This is a genomic window from Gemmatirosa kalamazoonensis (assembly GCF_000522985.1).
Taxonomy (GTDB): domain Bacteria; phylum Gemmatimonadota; class Gemmatimonadetes; order Gemmatimonadales; family Gemmatimonadaceae; genus Gemmatirosa; species Gemmatirosa kalamazoonensis.
This window is the reverse complement of the sequence record NZ_CP007128.1, coordinates 913,912-937,041: the sequence shown is the minus strand read 5'-3', so window position 1 is coordinate 937,041 and position 23,130 is coordinate 913,912. Positions and strand designations below refer to the sequence as shown.

The following is a 23,130-nucleotide window of genomic DNA, read 5'->3' as shown; positions in this document are numbered from 1 at the left end:
ATGTGATCACATATATGTTACAACATCAACGGAACGACGCCCGACCCACCCCCCAATCCGACCCGATCATGTCCACGCGCGACGACTCCAAGCGCTTCGATCTCGCCCTCGCCGTCCTGCGCGTCCTCGTCGGCGTGGTCTTCCTCGCCCACGGCGGCCAGAAGCTGTTCGTCTTCGGCTTCGAGGGCGTCGCCGGTGCGTTCGGCCAGATGGGCATCCCCGCGGCTTCGATCACCGGCCCGGCCGCCGCGCTCGTCGAGTTCTTCGGCGGCCTGGCCCTCGTCAGCGGCCTGCTCACCCGGCTCGCCGGCCTCGGCCTCGCGGTCCTCATGCTCGGCGCGATCCTGTTCGTGCACCTGCCGGCCGGCTTCTTCAGCCCGAAGGGGGTCGAGTTCCCGCTGACGCTGCTCGCCGCCGCGGTCACGTTCGCGCTCGCCGGCGCGGGCCGCTTCTCCCTCGACCACGCGATCGCCGCCCGGCGCGCGACGCGCTGACGGCGCGGTACCTAGTCCCCAGGGGGGCTCCCCCCCTTCGCCCATAGTAGCGCCGGCGTCGAGCGCCCGATGTACCATTTCTACGCGCTCGGTGCTCGGCCCACGCAACTCCCACGTCCTGGAGGCTCGGCCATGGGAACCACGACCCACGACATCTTCGGCGCCGCGAATGCCGCCGTGCCGGCCACGCCGGGGAGCTACGGCGAGGCGCCCGCCGGCTACCGCCTGCCCGAGAGCACCCGGCTCGGCGCCGTGCGGCTCCAGATCGCGGACCTCGACCGCTCGCTCGCGTTCTACGAGCAGGTGCTCGGCTTGCGCACGGTCTCGCGCCGAGACGGCCGAGCCGTCCTGGCGGCACATGGGGACGATGCGCCGCTCGTGGAGCTCGTCGAGCGGCCCGGCGTGCGACCGGTCGCGAAGCGCGGGCGGCTCGGGCTCTATCACTTCGCCATCCTCCTTCCCGACCGCGCGTCGTTAGGCCGCTTCGTTCGCCATCTCGGCGAGATCGGCGCCCACGCCGGCGCCGGCGACCACCTCGTGAGCGAGGCGTTCTACCTCAACGATCCCGACGGACTCGGCATCGAGGTCTACGCCGACCGCCCGCGCAGCACGTGGAAGCGGCTCGGCCGACAGCTCATGATGGCGACCGATCCGGTGAACGTGCGCGACCTCGTGCGCGCCGCGGGCGACGCGCCGTACACCGGCATGCCGGCAGGCACCGTCATCGGCCACGTGCACCTGCACGTCGGCGACATCGCCGCCGCGGGCGCGTTCTACTCCGAGGCGCTCGGCTTCGACCGCATGGTGTGGAGCTATCCCGGCGCGCTGTTCCTCGGCGCCGGCGGCTACCACCACCACCTCGGCACGAACACGTGGGCCGGCACCGGTGCGCAGCCGGCCGCCGACGACGAGGCGCGGCTGCTCGAGTGGACGATCGTGCTCCCCGATACGGCGAGCGTCGACGCCGCGGCGACGAGCCTGGACGCCGCCGGCTTCACCGCCGAGCGCGCGCAGGATGGCGACCTCGTGGCCGGCGACCCGTGGGGCACTCGCGTGCGCGTTACCGCGGACGTGCGAGCCGGCGCATGAGCGAGACGAGCACGCACGCGCTGTCGCTCGCCCACGTGGTGCGCGAGCCCGCGCCCGGCGCCAACCCGCCGGGCACGCGCGCACCGCTGCTGCTCCTGCTCCATGGCGTGGGCAGCCACGAGGGATCGATGGCCGCGCTCGCGCCGGCGTTCGATCCGCGGTTCCTCGTCGTCAGCGCGCGGTCGCCGATCGTGCTCGGCCCGCGCGCGTTCGCGTTCTTCCACGTCACGTTCACGCCACAGGGCAACGTGATCGACCGCGACGAGGCGGCGGCGGGCTGGGCGCACGTCGCGCGGTTCGTCGACGAGGCGGTCGCGGCGTACGGCGCGGACCCGTCGCGCGTCTACGTCGCGGGGTTCAGCCAGGGCGGCATCATGGCGCTCGCCGCGCTGCTCACCGCACCGGAACGCATCGCGGGCGCGGTCGCCATGAGCGGCCGCCTGCTGCCCGAGGTGCTGCCGCACGCCGCCCCCGCCGACGCGCTGCGCGACAAGCCGGTGCTCGTCGTGCATGGCACGGACGACGAGAAGCTCGGCATTCACCTCGCACGCTCGGCGCGCGACACGTTGAGCCGCTTCCCGCTCGCGCTGACGTACCGCGAGCTCGCGATGGGCCATCGCGTCACCCAGGAGAGCCTCGACGTCGTGTCGGCGTGGCTCACGGCGCGCCTCGACGAGACGGCCTAACGATCGACGATCGGCGGAGGTGCGACCGATGTCCACGAGACCGGTGCTCACGATCGCCGCGCTGCTGCTCTGCGCGACCGCATGCGGCGAGGACGGCGCGGCCGCCGAGTGCATCATCCCGCCGTGCGCGCTGCGGACCGCGGTGCAGCTCACCGTGACGTCGGCCCGCGGGCCCGGCCCCGTTGCCGGCGTGACGCTCGTCGTCGCCGGCGCGGTGAGCGGGAGCGGCGCCTGCTCGCAGGGCGACGTGACGACGTGTCTCGTCCCCGGCACCGGCGGCACGTACGAGATCGACGTGCGCGCACCAGGCTACCAAACGGCCCACCGCACCGTCACGGTCACCGCGACGCCGCGCGAGTGCAGCTGCCCGCTCGTGGACACGCAACGCGTGGACGTCGTGTTGACGCCGGCCGCGTGAGCGGCGTCTCGCATGCCTAACGGCCCCGCGCTGCTGTACGACGCCGACCGTGTCTGGTTCCCGGCGTGGCCGGTGGCGGCGTGGGGGGTCGTCGCGGGGCTCGCCGGCGCGGCGCTGCTGCTCGTGGCACGTCGCGGCGCGCGGCGGTCGTCGGTGATCGTGCGCGCTGCCGGGACGGTGCTCGCGATACTCGGCCCCGCGTGGGCGGTGGTGATCGGCGCGGGGTTCTACGGCGAGCACGCGCGGCTGCGCGCGGCGCTGCGCGCCCGAACGTTCTCGACGGTCGAGGGGATCGTGCACGACCGCTTCGCGCGCGACGGCTCGGCGTGGCTCGTGGAGAGCGGGCGAGCCGCCCACTGGTACGGGTACGCGGCGTCGCGTCTCGCGCCGGGCTACCACCGCGCGGGCCCCGGCACCGGCGGCCTGCGCGACGGCGACTCGGTGCGCATCGCCGACGTTGACGGGCGGATCGCGCGCGTCGAGCGGTATCCGCGCTGAGCGCACTGCTCCTACACAGCCGAGCGCTACTTCATCGGCGAGAAGTCGGTGGGCACGAGGAACACCGACTCCACCTTCTCGACGATCTTCCCGTTCGCCTCGGACGCGGCGCGCACCTGCTGCCACTCCGGATCGGCGTTGAACGCGGCCCAGCTCTGCTGCCGCGCCTCGCGGGTCGGATAGGCGAGCAGGTACACGAGCGTGTTCTGCGCGCGCGCGCGGAGTCCTGCGGCGTCCAGTAGCCGATGTTGGTCATGCCGTGGCGCGCGAAGATCTCCATCGTGTGCTCGCGGAAGCGCCGATGCAGATCCGGCAGGCGTCCGACGGGCGACGTGTACGTGCGCAGCTCGAAGTACCGCGGCTGGTCGGCGGGGCGGACGCCCCGGCCGACGGCGACGCCGGCGGTGAACGTCGCGAGCAGGAGCGCGGCGAGCGTCGTGGATCTCGTCATGTCGGTGGTTGGGCGGGAGTCAGTCGTGGTGGTGCATGCGCATCATGTCGTGGTCGTCGCCGCCCCAGATCGCCTTCGGGTCGTCGCCGGCGAAGAGATACACGTGCGACATCCACCCGAACAGCCGCGGCACGTAGCGGCCGCCGGCGGCGAGGCACTCGTCGCGCGACGTGATGCGGAGCCAGCCTGCGAGGCTCTCGCCGTCGACACGCTGGGTGCCGGCGCGCACGCCCTCCGGCGTGGGGCCGCAGAAGTCGACGTGCTCGTGCCAGTGCGCGAGGCCTAACGGCAGCCGCGCGTCCAGCTCGTCCGGCGTCGCCGACGGGAGCGCGGCGTACATCGCGCCGACGAGCGTCATGGCGCCCGACGCGTCCTTCCGGTACAGCAGCGATACGGGCTTCGTGACGTCGAACGACGACACGGTCGCGAACACGTTCTGGACGTTGTTGTAGTGGTACATCGCCTGGTCGGGGAGCCACGGCAGGAACTTCACGTAGCCCTCGCGCTCCGCCACGGCGACGTCCCGGTACGGCGCGAGCGCCGCGCGGGCCGCGCGCACGAGCTCCATGCCGCGCGCCGAGTCGGCGGGCGTGGCCGGGCGCGACGGGGCCATGCGCATGTGCGCGCTCGTGTCGCTCAGCAGCCCGTTGATCGCCGCGGCGAGCTCCGGGGAGCCGGCGATCTGCAGCGACTGCATGAGGCCGATGAGCCGCAGGTTCATGGCGCGGCTCGCCTCGATGGTGGCGGAGTCGCGCTGGGCGCGCGCGGCGGCGGGTGTCGCGAGCGCGGCCAGGCAGACGGCGGCGAACAACGTGCGGCGAACGGGGTGCATCGGGGCTCCTGGGTACTCCGCATTCTCGCCGCCTGCGCAGCCGCGAGCCAGGGGTGGGAGCGCGCGTCTGTCAGCGTGGCGACAGGTGCGGCGCGCGATCTTGGCGCGGACCGTCCCCTCGACTCCCCTTCCCAGCGGGCACCCATGATCAGACGCGCGCTCGTCACCGCCGCCCTGCTCGCGATCCCGGCTCTCGCCCCCGCGCAGGGCCGCGTGCAGAAGGACGCGTCATCGCCCCCGACGTTCACGGTGCAGAAGTTCGACATCGGCGGCGACGGTGGCACGGACTATCTCACCGCCGAACCGGGGACGGGGCGCGTGTTCGTGTCGCGCGGCACGCACGTGATGGTCGTCGACGGCACGACGGGGAAGGTCCTCGGCGACATTCCCGACACGCCGCGCGTGCACGGCATCGCGCTGGCGCCGAAGTGGAACCACGGGTTCACGACGAACGGCGGCGACTCGACGCTCACGATGTTCGACGTCACGACGCTGGCCGTGCTGCGCAAGGTCCCGACGCACACCGGTGGGCTCGACGGCATCATGTACGACGCGGCGGACGACCGGATCGTGCTCACGAATCACAGCCGTCCGATCGGCACCGTCACGATCGTCGATCCGAACACGGGCGAGGTGGTCGGCGCGGCGGAGCTCGAGGACGACGCGCCGGAAGGCGCCGCCACCGACGGCCGCGGCCGGCTGTTCGTCAACAACGAGGGAAAGAGCACGATCCAGGTCGTCGACCTGAAGACGATGAAAGCGACCGCGTCGTGGCCGCTCGCGCCGTGCGAGGGGCCGACCGGGATCGCGTACGACGCCGCGACCGACCGCGTCCTGTCGGGCTGCGGCAAGAGCTCCGTCGTCGTCGATCCCGCGAGCGGCAGGGTCGTCGCCACGATCACGAACGGCGACGGCGTCGACGCGTTAGGCTGGGACCCGTCGGAGAAGCTGCTGTACATCCCCGCCGGCCGATCGGGCAACGTGACCGTCGCGCGCCAGGACGGCCCCGACGCGTACACGGTCGTCGCGACGGTGCCGACGATGCCGGGCGCGAAGACGATCGCCGTGGATGCCGTTAGGCACGTGGCGTACCTGTTCCAGCCGGAGTACGGCCCGGCGCCGGCGGGTGCTCCGCCGGGCCCCGGCGAGCGTCCGGCGCGCGGGCCCGTCGTGGCGGGCTGGTTCTTCGTGATCAGACACTGAGGAGGCTCACATGCGACGCGCTCATCGCACGCTCCCGATCGCCCTCGCCGCGGCGCTGCTCGCCGTCGGCGCGCAGACCGCACCCGCGCAGCCGATCACCGGCTCCGCCGCGCTGAAGGCGCGCGCGAAGATCCGCGGCGACTCGGCGAAGAAGATCGCGCGGGCGCAGGTGCCTAACGGAAAGATCCGCTCGGCCGAGCTCGAGGAGGAGAACGGAAAGCTGATCTACTCGTTCGACCTCAAGGTGCCGGGCAAGTCGGGCTTCGAGGAGGTGAACGTCGACGCGGTGACCGGCGCCGTGGTCGGCCGCGAGCACGAGACCGCGGCGAAGGAGAAGGCCGAGGCCAAGGCGGAGAAGGCCGAGCGGAAGGCGGCGAAGAAGACGCCGTAGGGTCACGGCCCGCTGAGGCGCGGTGTAATCTGTGGAGGAACCGCCCGAGCCCCAGCCCCGCATCCCATGCTCATCGTCCACGTTCACGTCCGCGTGAAGGCCGACGCGATCGATGCGTTCGCCGCCGCCTCGCTCGAGAACGCGCGCAGCTCCGTGCGCGAGCCCGGCGTCGTGCGCTTCGACGTGATCCGCCAGACCGACGACCCGACGCGGTTCGTGCTGCAGGAGATCTACCGCACCGCCGACGACCCGGCGCGCCACAAGGAGACGGCGCACTACGCCGCGTGGCGCGACGCCGTGGAGCCGCTGATGGCCGAGCCCCGGCGGAGCGTGAAGTTCGAGCCGGTGTTCCCCGACGACGCGCGGTGGGCCATGCCGTGAGCGCGCGCCCGTTCGAGTTCACCTCGCCGCCGCGCATCGTCTTCGGCGAGGGGACGCTCGCGCAGGCCGGGGGGATCGTCGCGTCGTTAGGCACCCGCGCGCTCGTCGTCGAGGGATCGAGCGGGCGCGCGGCCCCGCTCGTCGCGCTGCTGCGCGCGGCCGGCGTCGAGCCCGCCGCGCTGCTCCGCGTCCCCGGCGAGCCGACGACCGCGCTCGTCGAGGAAGGCGTCGCGCTCGCGCGGCGCGCGCGGTGCGACGTCGTCGTGGCGCTCGGCGGCGGCAGCGTGATCGACGCGGGGAAGGCGGTCTCCGCGCTGCTCACGAACCCCGGCGAGCCGCTCGACTATCTCGAGGTGGTGGGGCGCGGCACGCCGCTCGCCGAGCGCGCGGCGCCGTTCGTCGCGATCCCGACGACGGCGGGCACCGGCGCGGAGGTGACGCGCAACGCAGTGCTGCTCGTCGAGTCGGCACGCGTGAAGGTGAGCCTGCGCAGCCCGCTCATGCTCCCCGCCGTGGCGCTCGTCGATCCCGAGCTGACGTACACGGTGCCCCCCGACGTCACGGCGAGCACGGGGCTCGACGCGCTGGCGCAGTGCCTGGAGCCGTTCGTCACCCCGCACGCGACGCCGCTCACCGACGCCGTGGCGCGCGAGGGGCTGCGCCGCGCGGCGGGCGCCCTGCGGCGCGCGGTGGCGGACGGCGCCGACGTGGCGGCGCGGCGGGACATGGCGGTGGCGAGCCTGTGCGGCGGGCTCGCGCTCGCGAACGCGAAGCTCGGCGCGGTGCACGGCTTCGCCGCGCCGCTCGGCGGGATGTTCCCGCTGCCGCACGGGGTGGCGTGCGCGCGGCTGCTCGCGCCGGTGGTGCGCGCGAACGTGAATGCACTGCGGCGTGACGAGACGCGCGCCGGGACCCACGACGCGTTGGCGCGGTATGACGAAGCGGCGCGGCTCCTCACCGGCGACCCGGGCGCGCGAGCGGACGACGCCGCGGCGTGGCTCGCCGATCTCGCCGACGCGTTAGGCATCCCGCCGCTCGCCGCCTACGGCGTGGCGCCGTCGGACGTGCCCGAGGTGGTGGCCCAGGCGCGACGGGCGAGCAGCATGCAGGGCAACCCCGTCGTGCTGACCGATGTCGAACTGGGCGACGTGCTCCGGGCAGCCGTGGGCGCGCGCGGGTGATTCCGCTCGCGTAAAATGCCCGGCCGAGCCATCATAGAGGCTCCCCCTTTTCCACCAGCAGCAGCACATGCGTCTCACCAGCCTTCTGCGTCCGACCGCCCTGGCGCTCGCCGTCGCGGTCGCGCCCCCGCTCTCCGCCCAGGCGACGGCGATCAGCATCCCGAACGAGCGGATGACCCTCCCGAACGGGCTCCAGGTCCTGCTCGCCCCCGACCACAGCACACCGCGCGTGACGGTCGACGTATGGTACCACGTCGGCTCGAAGAACGAGGTGCCCGGGCGCACCGGATTCGCGCACATGTTCGAGCACGTGATGTTCACCGGCAGCGGCCACGTGCCCTACGGCCTGCACGACCGCCTCACGGAAGGCGTCGGCGGCGACAACAACGGCTCGACGACCGAGGACCGCACGAACTACTACGAGAACGTGCCGTCGAACTACCTCGAGAGCGCGCTGTGGATGGAGGCCGACCGCATGGGCTTCCTCCTCGACAAGCTCGACGAGGCGAAGTTCAGCGCGCAGCGCGACATCGTGCAGAACGAGCGGCGGCAGCGCACCGACAACCAGCCGTACGGGCGCGCGTTCGAGATCGTCACCGCGGCGATGGTGCCGGCGGCGAATCCGTACTCGTGGCCGGTGGTCGGCTACATGTCGGACCTGAAGCAGGCGACGGTGGAGGACGTGAAGAACTTCTTCCGCCTCTACTACGCGCCGTCGAACGCGACGCTCGCCATCGTCGGGGACTTCGATCCCGCGCAGGCGAAGGCGTGGGTGCGGAAGTACTTCAGCGACCTGCCGCGCGGCGCCGCGATCACGCGCCCGAGCGTGCCGGCGGTCACGATGCCTAACGAGAAGCGGCTCGTGTACGAGGACCGCGTGCAGGTGCCGCGCCTCTACGTCGCGTGGCCGAGCGTCGGCGAGACCGGCCCCGATCGCCACGCGCTCGACCTGCTCGGCGAGGTGCTGACGTCGTCGCGCACGGCGCGTCTCACGAAGGCGCTCGTCTACGACCGCCAGTCGGCGGCGAGCGTGAACGCGGGGCAGAACACGAACGAGAACGCCGGCGCGTTCTTCGTCCTCGCCACGCCGCGTCCCGGGCACACGCTGGCCGAGCTCGAGGCGACGACGGACTCGGTGCTGGAGCGGCTGAAGCGCGAGGGCCCGACCGCCGAGGAGATCGCGAAGGCGAAGGCGGGGCTCGAGTTCGGCTTCGTGAACGGGCTGCAGTCGAACCTCGGCAAGGCGGAGATCCTGAACTCGGGCGCCGTGTTCCACGGCGATCCGGGCTACTTCCAGCAGGAGTACGCCGCGCTGAAGGCCGTCACCGCGGCCGACGTGCAGCGCGTGGCGAACAAGTACCTCGGCGCCGGCCGCGTCGTGCTGAGCGTGGTGCCGCAGGGCAAGCGCGAGCTGGCGGCGAAGGCCGAGGCCAGCACCCCCGTCGCGGTGAGCCCCGACGGCGGCCACTACATCATGGAGTCCAAGTGATGCGGCACACCCGCCTAACGATTCTGTCGGCGGCGCTGGCCGCCACGCCCGCGCTGGCCCAGCAGCCGGTGACGAAGGACGCGCCGGCGAAGAACACGGTGCCGGCGACGTCGCGCACCGCGCTCGACCGCACCGTCGTGCCGAAGCCGGGTCCCGAGCCGGCCGTGCGCGTGCCGACGTGGACGCGCACCACGCTGCCCAACGGCGCGCAGCTCGTCGTCGTGGAGAAGCACGACCTGCCGCTCGTCTCGTTCACCGTGAACTTCGTCGGCGGCGCGAACAACTTCGAGCCGGCCGACAAGCTCGGCGTCGCGAACTTCACGGCGCAGATGCTGAGCGAGGGGACGGCGTCGAAGACCGGCGAGCAGCTCGCCGACGCGCAGCAGCTCCTCGGCACGCAGATCGGCGCCGGCATCGGCGGCGAGAGCGGGTCGATCGGGTTCACGTCGCTGAAGGACAAGCTGGAGCCGGCGCTCGCGCTCCTCGCCGACATGCTCGAGCACCCGAGCTTCCCCGCCGACGCGCTCGAGCGGATCCGCGGTCGCACGCTCGTCGGGCTCCAGCAGCAGAAGGACAACCCGAACGCGCTCGCGTCGAACGTGTTCTCGAAGGTGACGTACGGCGACGCGCATCCGTACGGCCGCGTGGTGAGCGAGAAGACGGTGCGCACCATCACGCGCGACGACGTGCTGGCGTTCCACAAGGCGTACTTCCAGCCCGGGCGCGCCGTGATCACGGTGGCCGGCGACGTCACGCCGGCACAGGTGAAGGCGGCGGTGGAGAAGGCGTTCGCCGCGTGGCCGTCGGGCGGCAGCAAGCCGACGTTCGACTACCCGCAGGCGCCGGCGCCAAAGGCCTCGGCCATCTATCTCGTGGACAAGCCGGGCGCCGCGCAGTCGGTGTTCGCGATCGGCCTCACCGGCCCCGCGCGCGACACGCCCGACTATTACGCGCTGCAGGTGATGAACACGATCCTCGGCGGGCTGTTCCAGTCGCGGATCAATCACAACATCCGCGAGGTGAAGGGCTACAGCTACGGCGTGAACTCGAGCTTCGCGTTCGGCCGCGGCCCGGGCCCGTTCCGCGCCGGCGGCGGCATCGTCACGGCGAAGACGGACAGCGCGCTCATCGAGTTCATGAAGGAGTTCAAGGGCGCGCGCGGCGACGTGCCGTTCACCGACGACGAGATCGCGCAGGGCAAGGCGGCGCTCGTCCAGGGGCTGCCGCGCCGCTTCTCGTCGGTCGAGGCGATCGGCGGCTCGGTGGCGAGCCTCTACGTGCAGGATCTGCCGGAGTCGTTCTACCGCGACTACGCGCGGAACGTCGAGGCGGTGACGCGCGACGATCTCGTGCGCGTGGCGAAGAAGTACGTCGACATGGAGCACCTCAACATCGTCATCGTGGGCGACCGCGCGACGATCGAGGAGAACCTCCGCAAGACCGGCATCGCGCCGATCGTGGTGCTCGACGCGGAAGGGAAGCCGATCTCCTGAGCGCGCGCTCGACCCGCACGGCTCGACGAGTTGGGACGCGGATTTCGCGGATCACGGGGATAGGAAGCGGGCCCGAGGCTCGAGCGAGTCTCCTATCTATCCGCGGCCTCCGCGAAATCCGCGTCCCACGCTCGAGGAGGCATCCCGGCTGAGGTGCCGACCGCGGCGCGTCGGGGCGGCCCCAAGGGCCCACGCGGAACGGCGCATGCCGACGTGGGGTCCAAGTCAGCGGATCCTCGCTGGAGAAGCCGCATGAGTCGCGTGTCGCGCCGTCTGGTGCTCGCCCTGGTCGTCCTGGTCGCCGCCTGCTCTCGTCACCGGCCGGCGGTGTCGCCGCTCGCTCCGGCGGCACAGCCGGCGCGCGGCGTGGTCGTCGACACGGTGGCCGAGTACGTCGGGTTCTATCGCTGGCCGTTCGAGCACAGCGAGTTCGTCGCCTGCGGCACCACCCCGAGCGACCGGCCGTGGTGGGTGGTGCCGACGGCCGACGCGATGCGGCAGCGCGACTCGCTCGCCGCGATCGTGACGCCCGACGCGAAGGGTCCGGTGTTCGTGCGCGTGCGCGGCATCGCCGGCGCGCGCATGCCGGCGGGCGCGGGGCACATGGGCGGCAGCACGCGCTACTTCCGGCTGTTCGAGGTCCTCGACATGCGGAAGGCCGACGGCGCGAGCTGCCCGGTGAAGGCGTGAGTCGCGCCGGTTTGGACTCCACGTACGTGTGTTCGTTGGACTGAAGAAGGACTGAAGGGGGACTGAAGGAGGACACTTGAAAGGTTCCTTCTTCAGTCCTCCTTCAGTCCTCCTTCAGTCCCATACAAACTCGTACGTGGAGTCGTGCGGCGCGCGCACCGCTAGATTGGGTCATGCGCCACCGCCTCCTCGCCCTCGCCCTCGTGGCCGCGCCCGTCGCCGTGCCCGCCCAGGGACGCGTCTCCAAGGACGCCGCCGCGCCTAACGCCGTCGAGCGCGCCGTCGTCCGTGCGGTCGATGCGCACGACGCCGAGCACCTCGCGCTGCTCGAGCGGATCGTGAACATCAACAGCGGCACGCAGAACTTCGCCGGCGTGCGGCAGGTGGGCGACGTGCTGCGCGCGCAGCTCGACGCGCTCGGCTTCCGCACGCGATGGGTGGACGGTGCGGCGTTCAAGCGCGCGGGCCATCTCGTGGCCGAGCATCCCGGGCCGGGGCCGAAGCTGCTGCTCATCGGGCACCTCGACACCGTGTTCGAGCCGAGCAGCCCGTTCCAGAGATTCGCGCGGCTCGACGACTCGACGGCGCGCGGGCCGGGGATCATCGACATGAAGGGCGGCGACGTGATCATCGTCGCCGCGCTGCGGGCGCTGAAGGACGCCGGAGTGCTCGAGAAGATGAACGTCGTCGTCGTGATGCACGGTGACGAGGAGGATTCCGGCGCGCCGCTCGATCTCGCGCGGAAGACGCTGATCGATGCCGCGCAGGGCGCCGCGGCGGCGATCGGGTTCGAGGACGGCCCCGGGGATCCGCACGTGGCGGTGATCTCGCGGCGCGGCGCCGGCGGATGGACGCTGAACGTGACCGGCGTGCCCGCGCACTCGTCGCAGATCTTCAAGCCGGAGGTGGGTGCCGGTGCGGTGTACGAGACGGCGCGCATCCTCACCGCGTTCTACGAGACGCTGTCGAGGGAGCCGTACCTCACGTTCAATCCCGGCGTCGCGTTAGGCGGCACGCAGGTCGCCATCGACAGCACCGGCACCGTCGGCTCGGCGTCGGGCAAGTCGAACGTGGTGGCCGAGCGCATGACGGTGACCGGCGATCTGCGCACGCTGTCGCCGGAGCAGCTCGCGCGCGCGAAGCAGACGATGACCGAGATCGTCGCGCGCCATCTGCCGAACACACAGGCGACGATCGCGTTCGACGACGGCTACCCGCCGATGGCGCCGACCGACGGCAACCGTCGCCTGCTCGCGCTCTACGACCAAGTGAGCCGCGACCTCGGCTTCTGGCCGGTGGGGCCGGTGGACCCGTCGCGCGCCGGCGCGGCCGACGTGTCGTTCGTCGCGCACATCGTCCCGATGGCGATCGACGGCGTGGGACTGTCGGGGCACGACGATCACACCGAGAAGGAGACGGCGGACCTGCGGATGCTGAGCGTGCAGACGAAGCGCGCCGCGGTGCTGCTGTGGCGACTGACGCAGAGCGGGGCGGCGCCGAAGGCGGCGGCGAAGGCGGCGGCGAAGTCGGCGGCGCGTTAAGTTGCCGGCGGGCCTTTCGGAGGAGAGAGCGATGTTGGACGAATCCCAGCCGACGAACGAGCCGTCCGGCTCACTCGTGCCGCCCACGCCGCCGCCGCCCGGTGCGGACGCGTCGGGGGGGGGACGCCGGAGCCCGACCAGCCGAAGCCGGAGAGCGGCGGGCTGCGCGCGAAGGTGCCGCGGCCGGTCGCGACCGCCGTGGATCGCGCGCTCGACGTCGCCGACGAGTTCGCCGACGAGCTGAAGAAGGTCATCGACCGCGTCCGTTAGCCATGGCCGACGACGCGACGTGGCGAGCGGCCGTCGCGCGGCCGCTCGCGTGGCGCGAGGCGCACGCGACGTTCGACGACGCCGTGGCCGGGCTGTCGAGCGAGCTGCGCGGCCGTCGCGTCGACGGCTTCCCGCACTCGGCGTGGGAGCTCGTGGAGCACGTGCGCATCACGCAGCGCGACATCCTCGACTTCTGTCGCGACGCGCACTACCACGAGCCGCACTGGCCCGACGACTACTGGCCGAAGGACGCCGCACCGCCGTCGGACGAGGCGTGGGAGCGGAGCCTCGCCGACTACCGCGCCGACCGTGCCGCGCTCGAGGCGCTCGCCGTCGACACGTCGCGGGTGCCCGACCTGCACGCGACGATCCCGCCGCCGCGCGGCACGGGGCAGACGTATCTGCGCGAGGTGCTGCTCGTCGCCGACCACACGTCGTACCACGTGGGCCAGCTCGTGATGCTGCGCCGCCTGCTCGGCGCGTGGCCTGCCGCCTGACGGTCGCCTGACGACGGCCCGACGCTCGCCATGCATCCGCGGATCGCCGAGCTGCTGCAGTACGTCGACGCGCAGACCGCGGCGCTGCGCGCGGCGTTCGACGCCGTGCCGGCCGGGCGCCGCGCCGAGCGTCCGACGCCGGAGCGGTGGTCGCCGGCGGAGGTCGTGCACCACGTGGCGATCGTGGAGCGGCGCGTGACGCAGCGGCTGGCCGCGCTCATGGAGCAGGCGCGCGCGCTGCCACCGGAGCGCGAGAGCACGCCGATCCTGCCGACCCGCGCCGCGCAGCGCGCCCTCGACCGCACGAAGCGGTTCGTGACGTTCGAGGCGGCGGAGCCGCGCGGCACCGACCCGGCGCAGGTGTGGGACGACCTCGACGACGCGCGTCGCGCGTTCAGGGACGTCGTCGCGCGTGGCGACGGGCTCGCGCTCGGCGAGGTATCGGCGCCGCACCCGGCGCTCGGTGACCTCACCGGCTACGAGTGGATCGCGTTCATCGGCGCGCACGCGGCGCGGCACGCCGACCAGATCCGGGAGATGCTCGACGGCGTGCCCCCGGCCGGCGCGTAGCGGCTACGGCGCCGTCCCCTTCGGCGTGCCCACCACGCCGGCGGCGCGGCGCAGGAGGTCGAGGAGCCCTGGCTTGTTCTTCCGCCGCCGCTGCTGCGACCACGTCAGGAACACGCCGGCGAGCCCGCCCGCCGTGGGCCACGTCCAGTGCGTGACGGCCAGCCCGGCGACCTGCACGCCGTAGTACAGCGGGTTCACGCGCACGTGCACCGGCACCTTCTCGGGATACGTCGTGGTGTCGGCGCGGCCGCCCGGGAGCGAGTCGACGCGGCGGATGATGAAGTTGAGCTGATGGTCGCCGCTCGCGCGCGGCATGATGGACCACGCCCACGTGGCGTAGTCGCCGCGGGCCGGGCGGCGCGAGGAGTCCGCCTCGACGTTGCGGGTCACGTTCTGCTGCGAGCGCCAGACCGTGAACGCCGTCGTGTCGCCGTTGTCGACCTCGAGGTCCACGAACATGTGCCGCGGCACCCGCGCCAGCGTGCGCGTGAACAGCCGCGTCCCCAGCATCGCTTCCTGGCGTCGCACGAGCGCGGTGTCCATCGCTGTGTCGCCGCGCGCGACGTACACGCTGACGAGATACTTGCGCCCCTGCCACAGCGTCGACGGCACCGTGTGCGCGATGGCGCCCGCGAGATCGGACGCCGCGGCAGCGCGTTCCGCCGAGTCGCGCGCCGCCGCGGCGGAGCGGAGCAGATCCGCACGCATCGAGTCGAGCGGCCACCGCCGGTACAGCGGGCGCTCGGGCGGGGGTACCCTGGCAGGCTTCGTCGAGTCGCCCGGCCGCATGGGCGCCACGGGGATCGTCGGCGCGAACGCGATCGCGAGCGACTCGGCGATGTCGCGCGCGGCCCCCACGCGGAGCAGGGGAGCGTGCTCCCCGATCTTCTCCATCGTGCGCGACTCGCGCGCGAGATCGACGGCGCTCTGGCCGTGATGGTAGAGCCGCGCTCCGCCGAGGCCGAGCGCGGCACCGAGCACCGCGGCGAGTCCGCGAATGGCAGCCGCGCTCATGCGTCCCTCCGTGCAGCGGTCCACCCAATGGTCGCGGGCGACGGCCGCGATCGGACTACGCTGCGCCCCGCTCCGGAGGCGGTCAAGATCCCGTCGTGTCGAGTATGATACCGGCCGTCGCGCCGCACTCCGCCGCTCGTGAACGCTCCATCGCCCGCCATGCCTTCGATCCCCCTGCTCGACGAGGACGCCGTCCGCCGCATGCTGCGCATGGACGCGCTCGTGCCCGCGATCCGCGACGCGCTGGCCGCGCTCTCCGCCGGCCGCGTGATGCAGCCCATTCGCACGGTGGTGCCGGTCGCCGACCACGCCGGCTTTCTCGGGTCGATGCCGGCGTACACGGGCGAGGCGTTAGGCGCGAAGCTCGTGACGTTCTACCCGCAGAACCGCGGCGTCCCGACGCACCACGCGGTGATCGTGCTGTTCCACCCCGAGACGGGCGCGCCGGCGGCGGTGCTCGACGGGCGACTGATCACGGAGATGCGGACCGCGGCCGCGTCGGCCGTCGCCACCGACGCGCTCGCGCGCGACGACGCGCGTGTGTTAGGCATCCTCGGCGCCGGCGTGCAGGCGCGCAGCCACCTCGAGGCGCTGCGTCTCGTGCGGCCGCTCGACGAGGTGCGCGTGTGGAGCCCGCATCGCGCGGCCGCGTTCGCCGACGAGATGGGCGACGGCGTGCGCGCCGTGGCATCACCCGAAGCGGCGGTGCGCGGCGCGGACGTGGTGCTCGTGGCGACGACGTCGCAGGTGCCGGTGCTGCGCGGCGCGTGGCTCGCGCCGGGGACGCACGTGAACGCCGTGGGGGCGACGCGGCCCGACTGGCGTGAGCTCGACGACGACGTCGTGCGCACGGCGCGGTTGTTCGTCGACTCCCGGGTGGCCGCGACGCGCGAGTCGGGCGACGTGATCGCGGCGGGCGGGGAGCCGACGGAGATCGGCGAGGTGCTGACGGGGGAGCGGGCGGGGCGGACGGGGCGCGACGAGGTGACGCTGTTCAAGTCGGTCGGGGTCGCGGTCGAGGACGTCGTTGCGGCGGCGCTGGTACTGGCGGCGGAACGGCGGGACTAAAAGGGCGGGACGACCGACGGCGGGACGACTGACGGCGGGACGACTGACGGCGGGACGTTCGACAGCGGGACGTCGAAGGGCGGGATGGACACGGGGCGGATCGGGATGCGTTCGGAGGGATCCATCCGGCGTCGGATTGGTACGGCCGCTCGAGCGGCGCGTAGCACCTTGGGCGAAGGGGGGGGAGCCCCCCTGGGACCTAGGTACCGCGCCCGCCGTCGACCGTCCCGCGGTCGATCGTCCCGCCGTATCCATCCCGCCGTTCAGCGTCCCGCCGTGCGGCGTCCCGCCGTGCGGCGTCCCGCCGTGCGGCGTCCCGCCGTGCGGCGTCCCGCCGTGCGGCGTCCCGCCGTGCGGCGTCCCGCCGTGCAGCGTCCCGCCGTGCGGCGTCCCGCCGTGCAGCGTCCCGCCGTGATTCGTCCCCCCGTCAGAACCGCGCCCGCACCCCGAGCGTGACCGACCGCCCCGGCACCACCGTCGCGTCGTCCGGCTCCCCCCGCTGGCGGTCCAGCAGATTCTCCCCCGCCACCGTCAGCCCGAACCCGTGCGGCAGCTCCCGCGACACGCTCGCCCGCAGCCGCGTCACCCCGTCGTACGTCACCCGATAGGCGCGCAGCCGCGACCCGACCACCGGCTGCACCAGCACCCCCGCGAGCAGGTCGCGCGTCAGCGCCAGCCGATCGTAGTCCACCCAGTCCGCCGCGTGCGCGAGCCCCGTCGAGAACGACCACCGCGGCGCCGTCCAGCCGAGCGACAGCGTCGCCGTGCGCGCCGGCACGTCGAGCATGCGATCACCCGCCTGCAGCGCGCCGCCCGACATCGCGCCGTCGGCCACGCGCGTGACGCGGCTGTCGACCAGCGACAGCGTGCCGCCTAACGACAGGCGCCCGGCGCGCGCCGTCGCGTCGAGCTCCCAGCCGCGGTTCGCGATCTCGCCCGCGTTCACGAGCACCGCCCGCCGCGCCGTCGGGATCCCGGCCGCCGCGCCGGCCACCGGCGTCCCGAGCGCGAGCACGGGCTGCACGAGGTTCGTCACCCGTTGGTCGAAGCGCGTTGCGCGCAGCGACAGCGTGCGCCCCCACGCCAGGTCGGCACCCGTCTCGATCCCCGACTGCGTCTCGGCCTCCAGCGGCAGGATCGACGCGACCGTCCCGTACGTCGCGCGCGCCGGGCGGATCGCCTTGCCGTACGCGGAGCGCAGCTTCAGCGTCGCGCCGCCGAGCGTCCGCACCACCGACACGCCGAGCGACGGCAGCGCCGCGAGCGTGCTCGACGTGCCGTAGCCCGCGTCGCGCTCGAAGCGCACGCCGCCGGTGGCGAACAGCACGCCGTGGTACGCGACGCTCGTCTGCGCGACGAGGCCCGTGCTCTGGCGCCACGCCTCGGCCACCGGATCGAGCGAGCCGTTAGGCAGCACGGCATCGCTCCACGTCGCCTCGCGGAGCGCGCTGTGCTCGGCCGACAGCGTCACCGTCGCCGCCGCGACGTCGTCGCCGAAGCGGCCCACGTCGGTCACGCGGACCGTGAGGCGGTCGGCGGCGCCGCGCGCCGCGCGCAGCGCCGAGTCGGCGGCCGACACGAACGGCGCGCCCGCGCCCGCCGCGGCGGGGCCCGACAGCCGGTAGCCGTCGAGGCCGACGACGGCCTGCGGCGTCCACCGCCCGCTCGTCGCCAGCGTGCCCGTCGCGCCTAACGTGTACTCGCGCACCGACTGCAGCGCCGTCGAGTCGAGCGCGAGTCGGGCGCCCCCCCCACCGGCGACTGCCCGAGCGTCTCGTGCGACTCGGCGGACGCGCCGCGCCCGTCCGGGGCAGCGCGCCACGAGCGCATGGCCGCGCTGCCCGCGCTCGGGCCGGCCGTCGCGGCGAGGCCGGCGAGGAGCGGGCTCGGCGAGGCGCCGGCGGACTTGTCGAACAGCCGCGCGGTGAGCGCGATCGCGCCGAAGCGGCCGATGACCCGCGCGTCGCCGTGTGCCGACGCCTCCCGGCTCGACCCGTTCGGCACGAAGTCGCCGAGCGAGGCGAGCGACACCGAGAGCCCGGCGGAGCGCGTCGGCGACCCGGCGCGCAGCAGCAGCGCGTGCCGCTGGCCGATGACGCCCGCGCCGAAGTCGCTCCGCGTCGGGCCGACGTCGCTCCGGATCTGGAAGCGCGGCGCGTCCTCGGCCACGCCGTCGTGACGCGTCGTCACCTCGATGACGCCGCCGATCGCGTCCGCGCCGTAGAGCGCCGCGCCCTGCGGCCCGCGCAGCACCGTCACGTGGTCGATCGTCTCCGGCGCGAGCCCGGCGACGAGCAGCGGGTTCGCCGCCTCGACCCCGTCCACGTAGACCTTCGGCGCGCTGACGCCGAACGAGCTCGCGCCGCGCAGGCTGCCGTAGTGCGCGAGCAGCGACGTCGGCGACCGCGACCAGAGCCACGCGCCGGGCACGCCGTCGAGCGCGCTCGCGAGCGCATCGCCGCCGCGCGTCTCCACGTCGCTGCCGGGGACGACGTCGCGCGCCGTCGGCGTCCCGCGCTCGATCGCGTCCGGACTCCCCGTCACGAGCACGCGCGCGAGATGCCCCACCGCGCGTGCGGGGCGCGCGGGGCCCGACGCGGCGGGCCCCGTCTGTGCCGCGTCGGGCGCCGCCGGCGCGAGCACCACCTGGTCGTCGGCGACGACCACCGGCTCCACCGCCGTGGCGCCGAGCAGCGCGACGAGCGCGTCGCCAGCCGGCAGCGCGTCCGCCGGCGGGCACACGCGGTGGTCGAGCGGCAGCAGCTCGGCCGCGTACGACAGGCGGAAGCGCGCCGCCTCCGACAGCCGGGCGAGCGCGTCGCGCAGCGTGCTCGCCCGCGCCGGGAGCCTCACCACGCGGTCGAGCGGCGCCGCCCACCGTCGCGGGGCACGCGACACGGACGCCGAGCAACTGGGGTCGTCGGGCGGCGCGGCGCGCGCCGTCGCCGGGCGCGCCGCCGCGAGGGCGAGCGTGCCGAACGTGCCGGCGAGCGCCGCCCGCCGGCGGCTCACCGCGGCGTCCCCGCCCGCACGACCGCCGTGTCTCCCCGCCGCTCGACGCGGGCGCCTAACGCGAGGCCGAGCACGTGCAGCACTCGGTCGGCCGAGTCGCCGGCGAACGACGCGGTGAGGTGCCGGCCGGCGATCGCCGGGTCGGCGACCCGCAGCTCGATGCCGTACCACCGCCGCAGCTCGTCGCGCACCTCGGCGAGCGGTGCCTCGCGGAACACCAGCCGCCCCTGCGTCCACGCCACGTCGTCGTCCGTCGACGTGCCCTGGCGCGCCACCGTGCTGCCGTCGGCCTGCACGACGCCGACGTCTCCCTCGTGCAGCACCACCCCGCGCGCCGCCCCGTCGTCGTCGCCGTCGAGCAGCACCGCGCCGCTGCGCACCGCCACGCGCACGCGCGGCGCGCCGTTGCCGTCCCCGGTGCGCACGGTGAACGTCGTGCCGACGTCACGGATGACCGTACCGGCCGCGCGCACGGTGAACGTGTGCGCGTCGTCGTGCCGCACGTCGAAGTAGCCCTCGCCGGTGAGCTCCACGACGCGCGCCGGCGCGCCGTAGCCGGCCGCGACGACGAGGCGGCTGCCCGGCGCGAGGACCACGCGGCTCCCGTCGGGGAGGCGCACCGAGTCGCGGCGGCCGGCGGCCGTGGCGTAGGTCGTCGCGCTCCCCGCCGCGCCGTCGGCCGTGCGCCGCGTCGCCCGCCACACCACCGCGCCCGTCGCTGCGACCAGCAGCACCGCGGCCGCGCGCAGGCCATGCGCGCGCCAGCGGGGCGCCGGGAGCGCCGAGGGCATCGGCCGCGGGCGCAGCGGCAGCACGTCCGGGTTGTCGCGCCGCTCGGCCACCTGGCGCAGCGCGTCCTCGACGTCGATCTCCATCGCCGACGCGACGGCGAGCCGGTCGAGCGCGCCGTCGAGCGTGCGGAGGAGCGCCGCATCCCCGGGATGCGCGTCGAGCCACGCCCGGACGCGCGCCGCCTCGTCGTCCGGGCTCTCCCCGGCGAGATAGCGGGCGAGCGTCTCCCACTCGGGGGGAGACGAGTGGTCGCCGATGGTGGTGGGACCGCGCATGCCCCTATATACACCGCATCCGGGGAACTACCCTATGCCGAACCCGGAGCCCGATCGCGGAGTATCAGAGCCCGTCGCGCCGTCCATTCAGTGGCGCGATCCCGCGCCCTCACCGCGCTTCATGTCCGCTGCCGCGCCGGCCGCACCCGAGCAAGACGACCGAAGCCTCCTCGAGCGGCTGCGGCGCGACGACACGACCGCGTTCGACGAGATCTTCCGGACGTGGTACGCGCCGCTGGTGCGCATGGCGGACGCGATGGTGCACAGCCGGGCGATCGCCGAGGAGCTCGTGCAGGACGTGATGCTCGAGCTGTGGCGCCGCCGCGCGCACCTCGCCCCCGACGGCTCGCCGCAGGCGTACCTGTTCCAGTCGACGCGCAACCGGGCGCTGAACCACCTCCGCCACGGCCGCATCGTCGAGCGCACCGCGCCGCTCGTCGCGCGCGAGTCCGAGCGCTTCCCGACCGCCGACGGGCGCGTCGCCGAGGCGGAGATCCAGGCCGCGCTCCGCGAGGCGGTCGACGCGCTCCCCACGCGCTGCCGTCAGGTGTTCGAGATGAGCCGCGTGCAGGGGCTCAAGTACGGCGAGATCGCGCAGCTCCTCGGCGTCTCCGTGAAGGCCGTCGAGGCGCAGATGGGCAAGGCGCTCCGCACGCTGCGCGAGCGGCTCGCGCCGTGGATGCCGAACGGCGACGCGCTCTGACCGCCTAACGGTTCGGCCCGACGCGTCGGCCTAACGCTTCGACGGCGGCCGGCGCGCCTCGACGATCGCCGCGACGCGCGCCTCGCCCTCCGCGCGCAGCCCGTCGATCACGCCGGCGATGTCGGCCGCGGGGCGGTTCTGGCTCATCTTCCACTTCCCCTCGAGCCGCGCGATCTCGAGCTCCATGCCGACGATGTCGCGCGCCTGCTTCTCGACGTAGCCCGGCGGCGTGTCGTCGATCGACCAGGGGTGCGCACGCGACGCCTCGTGCCGCGCCGTCAGCTCGGCCACGTGCCGGCGCACGGCGTCCAGGTCGTCGACGAGCCGCAGCGTGCCGGTGGCGTGCACCGCGACGTAGTTCCACGTCGGCACCACGCGCCCGTGCTCCCGCTTCGACGCGTACCACTCCGGCGTCACGTACGCGTGCGGCCCGGCGAAGATGACCAGCGCCTCGGTGTCGGGGCCGAGCGACGCGTGCGGGTTCGCGCGGGCGACGTGGCCGCGCAGCGTGCCGAGCGGGCCGCGCGTGCGGTCGAGGACGAGCGGCAGGTGCGTCGCGAACAGCGACGGCGCCGCGGTCACGAGCACACCGAACGGGTGCGCGTCGACGAAGTCGAGCAGCACCTCGGAACTGTCCTCGGCGAACGCGGGCGGGACGTACATGGAGGGATGATACCTGCTTCCGCGGTTTCCGGCTCCTACTCTCCCCACAGCTCCCGCGTGAGCGTCGTCCCGTCCGGCTGATGCACCACGATCGTGAGCGGGCGCTGGATCGGCGGGTCGACGTGCAGCGGCTCGCCGTACAGCGCGACGATCGCCTGCGTGCAGGCGATGCCGGCGCCCGTCGTCCGCTCGCCGATCGCGGTGACGTCCATGCGTGCGCCCGCGCGCGCGACCTCGAACCGCACGAAGCGGTGGCACCCGTTCGGGCCGACGTGGGCCCAGACGAGCTGCTCCGCCGCGAGCGCTCCCGGGAACGCGGTGTAGCCGGTGAGCGAGTCCACGCGGATGACGAACGACTCGGTCCGCGGCCCGGTGACGAGCGAGCAGCCGGCGGCCGCCGCGCTGGCGACGGCGGCGGCGAGGAGGGCGAGGAGCGTGAGGCGGCGCGGCATTCTACGTTGCTCATACTACCTCGACACCGAATCGTGCCGTCACTCCGCGCCCGCTGCATGTCGGCCGCCGTGCGCCTCCTCGTCCGCACCCGCGACTGGGGTGACGAGCGCGCGCTCGCGCGCCGCGCCCGGCGGCTGTTCGGCACGCCCCCCGCCGTGGCGTGGATGGCGACGCCCGGCCTGCGCCGCGAGCGGGTGCGCGCCGCGGGCGTCCGCGGCGAGTGGATCGTCCCGCCCCGCGCGGAGCCGGGGGTCGTGCTGTACCTGCACGGCGGCGGCTACGTCGCGTGCTCGCCGGCCACCCACCGGCCGATCACCGCCGCCCTCGCGCGGCGTACCGGCCGGCGCGTGCTCGCCGTCGACTACCGGCTGGCGCCGGAGCACCGCTTCCCGGCGGCGGTGAACGACGTGACGGCGGCCTACCGATGGCTGCTCGACGCGGGCACGCCGCCGCACGCCATCGCGCTCGCCGGGGACTCGGCCGGCGGCGGGCTCGTGCTCGCGCTCCTCGCCCGGTGCCGCGCCGCCGGCGTGCCGATGCCCGCCTGCGCCGTGTGCATCTCGCCGTGGACCGACCTCACGGGCAGCGGCGACTCCGTGCGCGCGAACGCGGGACGCGACGCGATGTTCGAGCCCGAGAACCTCGACGCGTTCGCCCGCGCGTACCTCGGCGACGCGTCGCCGATCGACGCCGAGGCGTCGCCGCTGTTCGCCGAGCCGGCGGGGCTGCCGCCGCTGCTCCTGCAGGTCGGCTCGACGGAGCTCCTGCTCGACGACGCGCGGCGCGTGCACGAGCGGGTGCGCGCCGCGGGCGGCGTTAGTCACCTTGAGGTCTACGACGACGTGCCGCACGGCTGGCAGATGCTCGTCGGCTTCGTGCCCGAGGCCACGGCGGCGCTGCGCAGCGCCGCGGCGTTCGTGTGCGAGCACCTGGCGGCCGCTCGGACATGACGCACGACGTGTGACGCGTCATCTTT

General features: G+C 73.9%; 26 protein-coding genes and 1 pseudogene. 18 read left to right on the top strand and 9 right to left on the bottom strand.

Annotation, left to right across the window (positions count from 1 at the left end; all coding sequences use genetic code 11):
- Positions 1-68: 68 nt before the first annotated feature.
- The 5 genes from J421_RS04115 to J421_RS04095 all read left to right on the top strand — a co-directional run bounded on the left by J421_RS04115 (position 69) and on the right by J421_RS04095 (position 3,185).
- Positions 69-494 (top strand): DoxX family protein, encoded by a 426-nt coding sequence (locus J421_RS04115; protein WP_025409902.1) that lies wholly within the window; start codon positions 69-71, stop codon positions 492-494.
- Between the two features lie 132 nt (positions 495-626).
- Positions 627-1,583: a VOC family protein gene (locus J421_RS04110; protein ID WP_025409901.1), complete on the top strand. Its 957-nt coding sequence runs from the start codon at positions 627-629 to the stop codon at positions 1,581-1,583.
- Positions 1,580-2,269 (top strand): alpha/beta hydrolase, encoded by a 690-nt coding sequence (locus J421_RS04105; RefSeq protein ID WP_025409900.1) that lies wholly within the window; start codon positions 1,580-1,582, stop codon positions 2,267-2,269. The genes J421_RS04110 and J421_RS04105 overlap by 4 nt, the downstream gene beginning before the upstream one ends.
- Before the next feature lie 28 nt (positions 2,270-2,297).
- Complete coding sequence (locus J421_RS04100) at positions 2,298-2,687, top strand: PEGA domain-containing protein (protein ID WP_025409899.1); 390 nt, start codon at positions 2,298-2,300, stop codon at positions 2,685-2,687.
- Between the two features lie 12 nt (positions 2,688-2,699).
- Positions 2,700-3,185, top strand: coding sequence for a hypothetical protein (locus tag J421_RS04095; protein ID WP_025409898.1), 486 nt, complete (start codon positions 2,700-2,702; stop codon positions 3,183-3,185).
- Positions 3,186-3,211: 26 nt separating this feature from the next.
- On the opposite strand, the gene J421_RS34285 is transcribed toward J421_RS04095, so the two are convergent.
- From J421_RS34285 to J421_RS04085, 3 genes and pseudogenes are all read right to left on the bottom strand, one after another.
- The gene (locus J421_RS34285; protein WP_260525839.1) at positions 3,212-3,382 is read right to left on the bottom strand and encodes an NIPSNAP family protein; all 171 of its coding nucleotides are present in this window, start codon (positions 3,380-3,382) and stop codon (positions 3,212-3,214) included.
- An 89-nt stretch (positions 3,383-3,471) separates the two neighbouring features.
- Positions 3,472-3,636 (bottom strand): annotated as a pseudogene (locus J421_RS34575) (hypothetical protein); the annotation flags it as partial.
- Positions 3,637-3,655: 19 nt separating this feature from the next.
- The gene (locus tag J421_RS04085) at positions 3,656-4,468 is read right to left on the bottom strand and encodes a hypothetical protein (RefSeq protein ID WP_025409897.1); all 813 of its coding nucleotides are present in this window, start codon (positions 4,466-4,468) and stop codon (positions 3,656-3,658) included.
- Positions 4,469-4,612: 144 nt separating this feature from the next.
- On the opposite strand from J421_RS04085, the gene J421_RS04080 reads away from it, so the two are divergent.
- The 10 genes from J421_RS04080 to J421_RS04035 all read left to right on the top strand — a co-directional run bounded on the left by J421_RS04080 (position 4,613) and on the right by J421_RS04035 (position 14,174).
- Positions 4,613-5,671 carry a YncE family protein gene (locus J421_RS04080; RefSeq protein WP_025409896.1) on the top strand — a complete coding sequence of 353 codons (1,059 nt, stop codon included), beginning with the start codon at positions 4,613-4,615 and terminating at the stop codon, positions 5,669-5,671.
- 10 nt (positions 5,672-5,681) lie between these two features.
- The gene (locus J421_RS04075; RefSeq protein ID WP_025409895.1) at positions 5,682-6,062 is read left to right on the top strand and encodes a PepSY domain-containing protein; all 381 of its coding nucleotides are present in this window, start codon (positions 5,682-5,684) and stop codon (positions 6,060-6,062) included.
- A gap of 66 nt (positions 6,063-6,128) precedes the next feature.
- On the top strand, positions 6,129-6,443 hold the full coding sequence (locus tag J421_RS04070; RefSeq protein ID WP_025409894.1) for a putative quinol monooxygenase: 315 nt from the start codon (positions 6,129-6,131) through the stop codon (positions 6,441-6,443).
- Positions 6,440-7,624, top strand: a complete 1,185-nt coding sequence (locus J421_RS04065) for an iron-containing alcohol dehydrogenase (protein ID WP_025409893.1) — start codon at positions 6,440-6,442, stop codon at positions 7,622-7,624. Before J421_RS04070 ends, J421_RS04065 begins: the two co-directional genes overlap by 4 nt.
- 67 nt (positions 7,625-7,691) lie before the next feature.
- Positions 7,692-9,113: a M16 family metallopeptidase gene (locus J421_RS04060; protein WP_025409892.1), complete on the top strand. Its 1,422-nt coding sequence runs from the start codon at positions 7,692-7,694 to the stop codon at positions 9,111-9,113.
- A complete protein-coding gene (locus J421_RS04055; RefSeq protein WP_025409891.1) occupies positions 9,113-10,606 on the top strand; it encodes a M16 family metallopeptidase in 1,494 nt (497 codons plus the stop codon). The genes J421_RS04060 and J421_RS04055 overlap by 1 nt, the downstream gene beginning before the upstream one ends.
- Before the next feature lie 252 nt (positions 10,607-10,858).
- A complete protein-coding gene (locus J421_RS04050) occupies positions 10,859-11,296 on the top strand; it encodes a hypothetical protein (RefSeq protein WP_148306143.1) in 438 nt (145 codons plus the stop codon).
- 173 nt (positions 11,297-11,469) lie between these two features.
- Entirely contained in the window at positions 11,470-12,837 is a 1,368-nt protein-coding gene (locus J421_RS04045; protein WP_025409889.1) for a M20/M25/M40 family metallo-hydrolase, read from the top strand.
- 272 nt (positions 12,838-13,109) lie between these two features.
- Complete coding sequence (locus J421_RS04040; RefSeq protein ID WP_025409888.1) at positions 13,110-13,604, top strand: DinB family protein; 495 nt, start codon at positions 13,110-13,112, stop codon at positions 13,602-13,604.
- Between the two features lie 30 nt (positions 13,605-13,634).
- Positions 13,635-14,174: a DinB family protein gene (locus J421_RS04035; RefSeq protein ID WP_025409887.1), complete on the top strand. Its 540-nt coding sequence runs from the start codon at positions 13,635-13,637 to the stop codon at positions 14,172-14,174.
- A gap of 3 nt (positions 14,175-14,177) precedes the next feature.
- Here the strand turns inward: J421_RS04035 and J421_RS04030 are convergent, their stop codons facing one another.
- The gene (locus tag J421_RS04030) at positions 14,178-15,188 is read right to left on the bottom strand and encodes a hypothetical protein (RefSeq protein ID WP_025409886.1); all 1,011 of its coding nucleotides are present in this window, start codon (positions 15,186-15,188) and stop codon (positions 14,178-14,180) included.
- 159 nt (positions 15,189-15,347) lie between these two features.
- Between J421_RS04030 and J421_RS04025 the strand changes: the two genes are divergently transcribed.
- The gene (locus tag J421_RS04025; RefSeq protein ID WP_104022233.1) at positions 15,348-16,256 is read left to right on the top strand and encodes an ornithine cyclodeaminase family protein; all 909 of its coding nucleotides are present in this window, start codon (positions 15,348-15,350) and stop codon (positions 16,254-16,256) included.
- A gap of 427 nt (positions 16,257-16,683) precedes the next feature.
- Here the strand turns inward: J421_RS04025 and J421_RS04020 are convergent, their stop codons facing one another.
- From J421_RS04020 to J421_RS04010, 3 genes are read right to left on the bottom strand one after another with little or no spacing between them, the layout of a single operon-like run.
- A complete protein-coding gene (locus J421_RS04020; RefSeq protein WP_025409884.1) occupies positions 16,684-17,964 on the bottom strand; it encodes a TonB-dependent receptor domain-containing protein in 1,281 nt (426 codons plus the stop codon).
- Entirely contained in the window at positions 17,946-19,268 is a 1,323-nt protein-coding gene (locus J421_RS04015) for a TonB-dependent receptor plug domain-containing protein (protein ID WP_025409883.1), read from the bottom strand. Before J421_RS04015 ends, J421_RS04020 begins: the two co-directional genes overlap by 19 nt.
- On the bottom strand, positions 19,265-20,335 hold the full coding sequence (locus J421_RS04010; protein ID WP_025409882.1) for a FecR domain-containing protein: 1,071 nt from the start codon (positions 20,333-20,335) through the stop codon (positions 19,265-19,267). Before J421_RS04010 ends, J421_RS04015 begins: the two co-directional genes overlap by 4 nt.
- A gap of 121 nt (positions 20,336-20,456) precedes the next feature.
- Between J421_RS04010 and J421_RS04005 the strand changes: the two genes are divergently transcribed.
- Positions 20,457-21,038, top strand: a complete 582-nt coding sequence (locus J421_RS04005; RefSeq protein WP_025409881.1) for an RNA polymerase sigma-70 factor — start codon at positions 20,457-20,459, stop codon at positions 21,036-21,038.
- A gap of 30 nt (positions 21,039-21,068) precedes the next feature.
- Here J421_RS04005 and J421_RS04000 read toward each other — a convergent pair whose 3' ends face one another.
- Both J421_RS04000 and J421_RS03995 read right to left on the bottom strand, forming a co-directional pair.
- Entirely contained in the window at positions 21,069-21,701 is a 633-nt protein-coding gene (locus J421_RS04000) for an FMN-binding negative transcriptional regulator (protein ID WP_025409880.1), read from the bottom strand.
- Positions 21,702-21,736: 35 nt separating this feature from the next.
- The gene (locus J421_RS03995; protein WP_025409879.1) at positions 21,737-22,153 is read right to left on the bottom strand and encodes a hypothetical protein; all 417 of its coding nucleotides are present in this window, start codon (positions 22,151-22,153) and stop codon (positions 21,737-21,739) included.
- Between the two features lie 33 nt (positions 22,154-22,186).
- Here J421_RS03995 and J421_RS03990 point away from each other — a divergent pair, with 33 nt between their 5' ends.
- Positions 22,187-23,104 (top strand): alpha/beta hydrolase, encoded by a 918-nt coding sequence (locus J421_RS03990; protein WP_201773093.1) that lies wholly within the window; start codon positions 22,187-22,189, stop codon positions 23,102-23,104.
- Positions 23,105-23,130: the final 26 nt, after the last annotated feature.

What these genes read in the sequence shown, in the direction of transcription:
- J421_RS04115 (WP_025409902.1), top strand. Translation starts at nt 69, where the DNA reads ATGTCCACGCGCGACGACTCCAAGCGCTTCGATCTCGCCCTCGCCGTC.
- J421_RS04110 (WP_025409901.1), top strand. Translation starts at nt 627, where the DNA reads ATGGGAACCACGACCCACGACATCTTCGGCGCCGCGAATGCCGCCGTG.
- J421_RS04105 (WP_025409900.1), top strand. Translation starts at nt 1,580, where the DNA reads ATGAGCGAGACGAGCACGCACGCGCTGTCGCTCGCCCACGTGGTGCGC.
- J421_RS04100 (WP_025409899.1), top strand. Translation starts at nt 2,298, where the DNA reads ATGTCCACGAGACCGGTGCTCACGATCGCCGCGCTGCTGCTCTGCGCG.
- J421_RS04095 (WP_025409898.1), top strand. Translation starts at nt 2,700, where the DNA reads ATGCCTAACGGCCCCGCGCTGCTGTACGACGCCGACCGTGTCTGGTTC.
- J421_RS04085 (WP_025409897.1), bottom strand. Translation starts at nt 4,468, where the DNA reads ATGCACCCCGTTCGCCGCACGTTGTTCGCCGCCGTCTGCCTGGCCGCG.
- J421_RS04080 (WP_025409896.1), top strand. Translation starts at nt 4,613, where the DNA reads ATGATCAGACGCGCGCTCGTCACCGCCGCCCTGCTCGCGATCCCGGCT.
- J421_RS04075 (WP_025409895.1), top strand. Translation starts at nt 5,682, where the DNA reads ATGCGACGCGCTCATCGCACGCTCCCGATCGCCCTCGCCGCGGCGCTG.
- J421_RS04070 (WP_025409894.1), top strand. Translation starts at nt 6,129, where the DNA reads ATGCTCATCGTCCACGTTCACGTCCGCGTGAAGGCCGACGCGATCGAT.
- J421_RS04060 (WP_025409892.1), top strand. Translation starts at nt 7,692, where the DNA reads ATGCGTCTCACCAGCCTTCTGCGTCCGACCGCCCTGGCGCTCGCCGTC.
- J421_RS04055 (WP_025409891.1), top strand. Translation starts at nt 9,113, where the DNA reads ATGCGGCACACCCGCCTAACGATTCTGTCGGCGGCGCTGGCCGCCACG.
- J421_RS04050 (WP_148306143.1), top strand. Translation starts at nt 10,859, where the DNA reads ATGAGTCGCGTGTCGCGCCGTCTGGTGCTCGCCCTGGTCGTCCTGGTC.
- J421_RS04045 (WP_025409889.1), top strand. Translation starts at nt 11,470, where the DNA reads ATGCGCCACCGCCTCCTCGCCCTCGCCCTCGTGGCCGCGCCCGTCGCC.
- J421_RS04040 (WP_025409888.1), top strand. Translation starts at nt 13,110, where the DNA reads ATGGCCGACGACGCGACGTGGCGAGCGGCCGTCGCGCGGCCGCTCGCG.
- J421_RS04035 (WP_025409887.1), top strand. Translation starts at nt 13,635, where the DNA reads ATGCATCCGCGGATCGCCGAGCTGCTGCAGTACGTCGACGCGCAGACC.
- J421_RS04030 (WP_025409886.1), bottom strand. Translation starts at nt 15,188, where the DNA reads ATGAGCGCGGCTGCCATTCGCGGACTCGCCGCGGTGCTCGGTGCCGCG.
- J421_RS04025 (WP_104022233.1), top strand. Translation starts at nt 15,348, where the DNA reads ATGCCTTCGATCCCCCTGCTCGACGAGGACGCCGTCCGCCGCATGCTG.
- J421_RS04010 (WP_025409882.1), bottom strand. Translation starts at nt 20,335, where the DNA reads ATGCGCGGTCCCACCACCATCGGCGACCACTCGTCTCCCCCCGAGTGG.
- J421_RS04005 (WP_025409881.1), top strand. Translation starts at nt 20,457, where the DNA reads ATGTCCGCTGCCGCGCCGGCCGCACCCGAGCAAGACGACCGAAGCCTC.
- J421_RS04000 (WP_025409880.1), bottom strand. Translation starts at nt 21,701, where the DNA reads ATGTACGTCCCGCCCGCGTTCGCCGAGGACAGTTCCGAGGTGCTGCTC.
- J421_RS03995 (WP_025409879.1), bottom strand. Translation starts at nt 22,153, where the DNA reads ATGCCGCGCCGCCTCACGCTCCTCGCCCTCCTCGCCGCCGCCGTCGCC.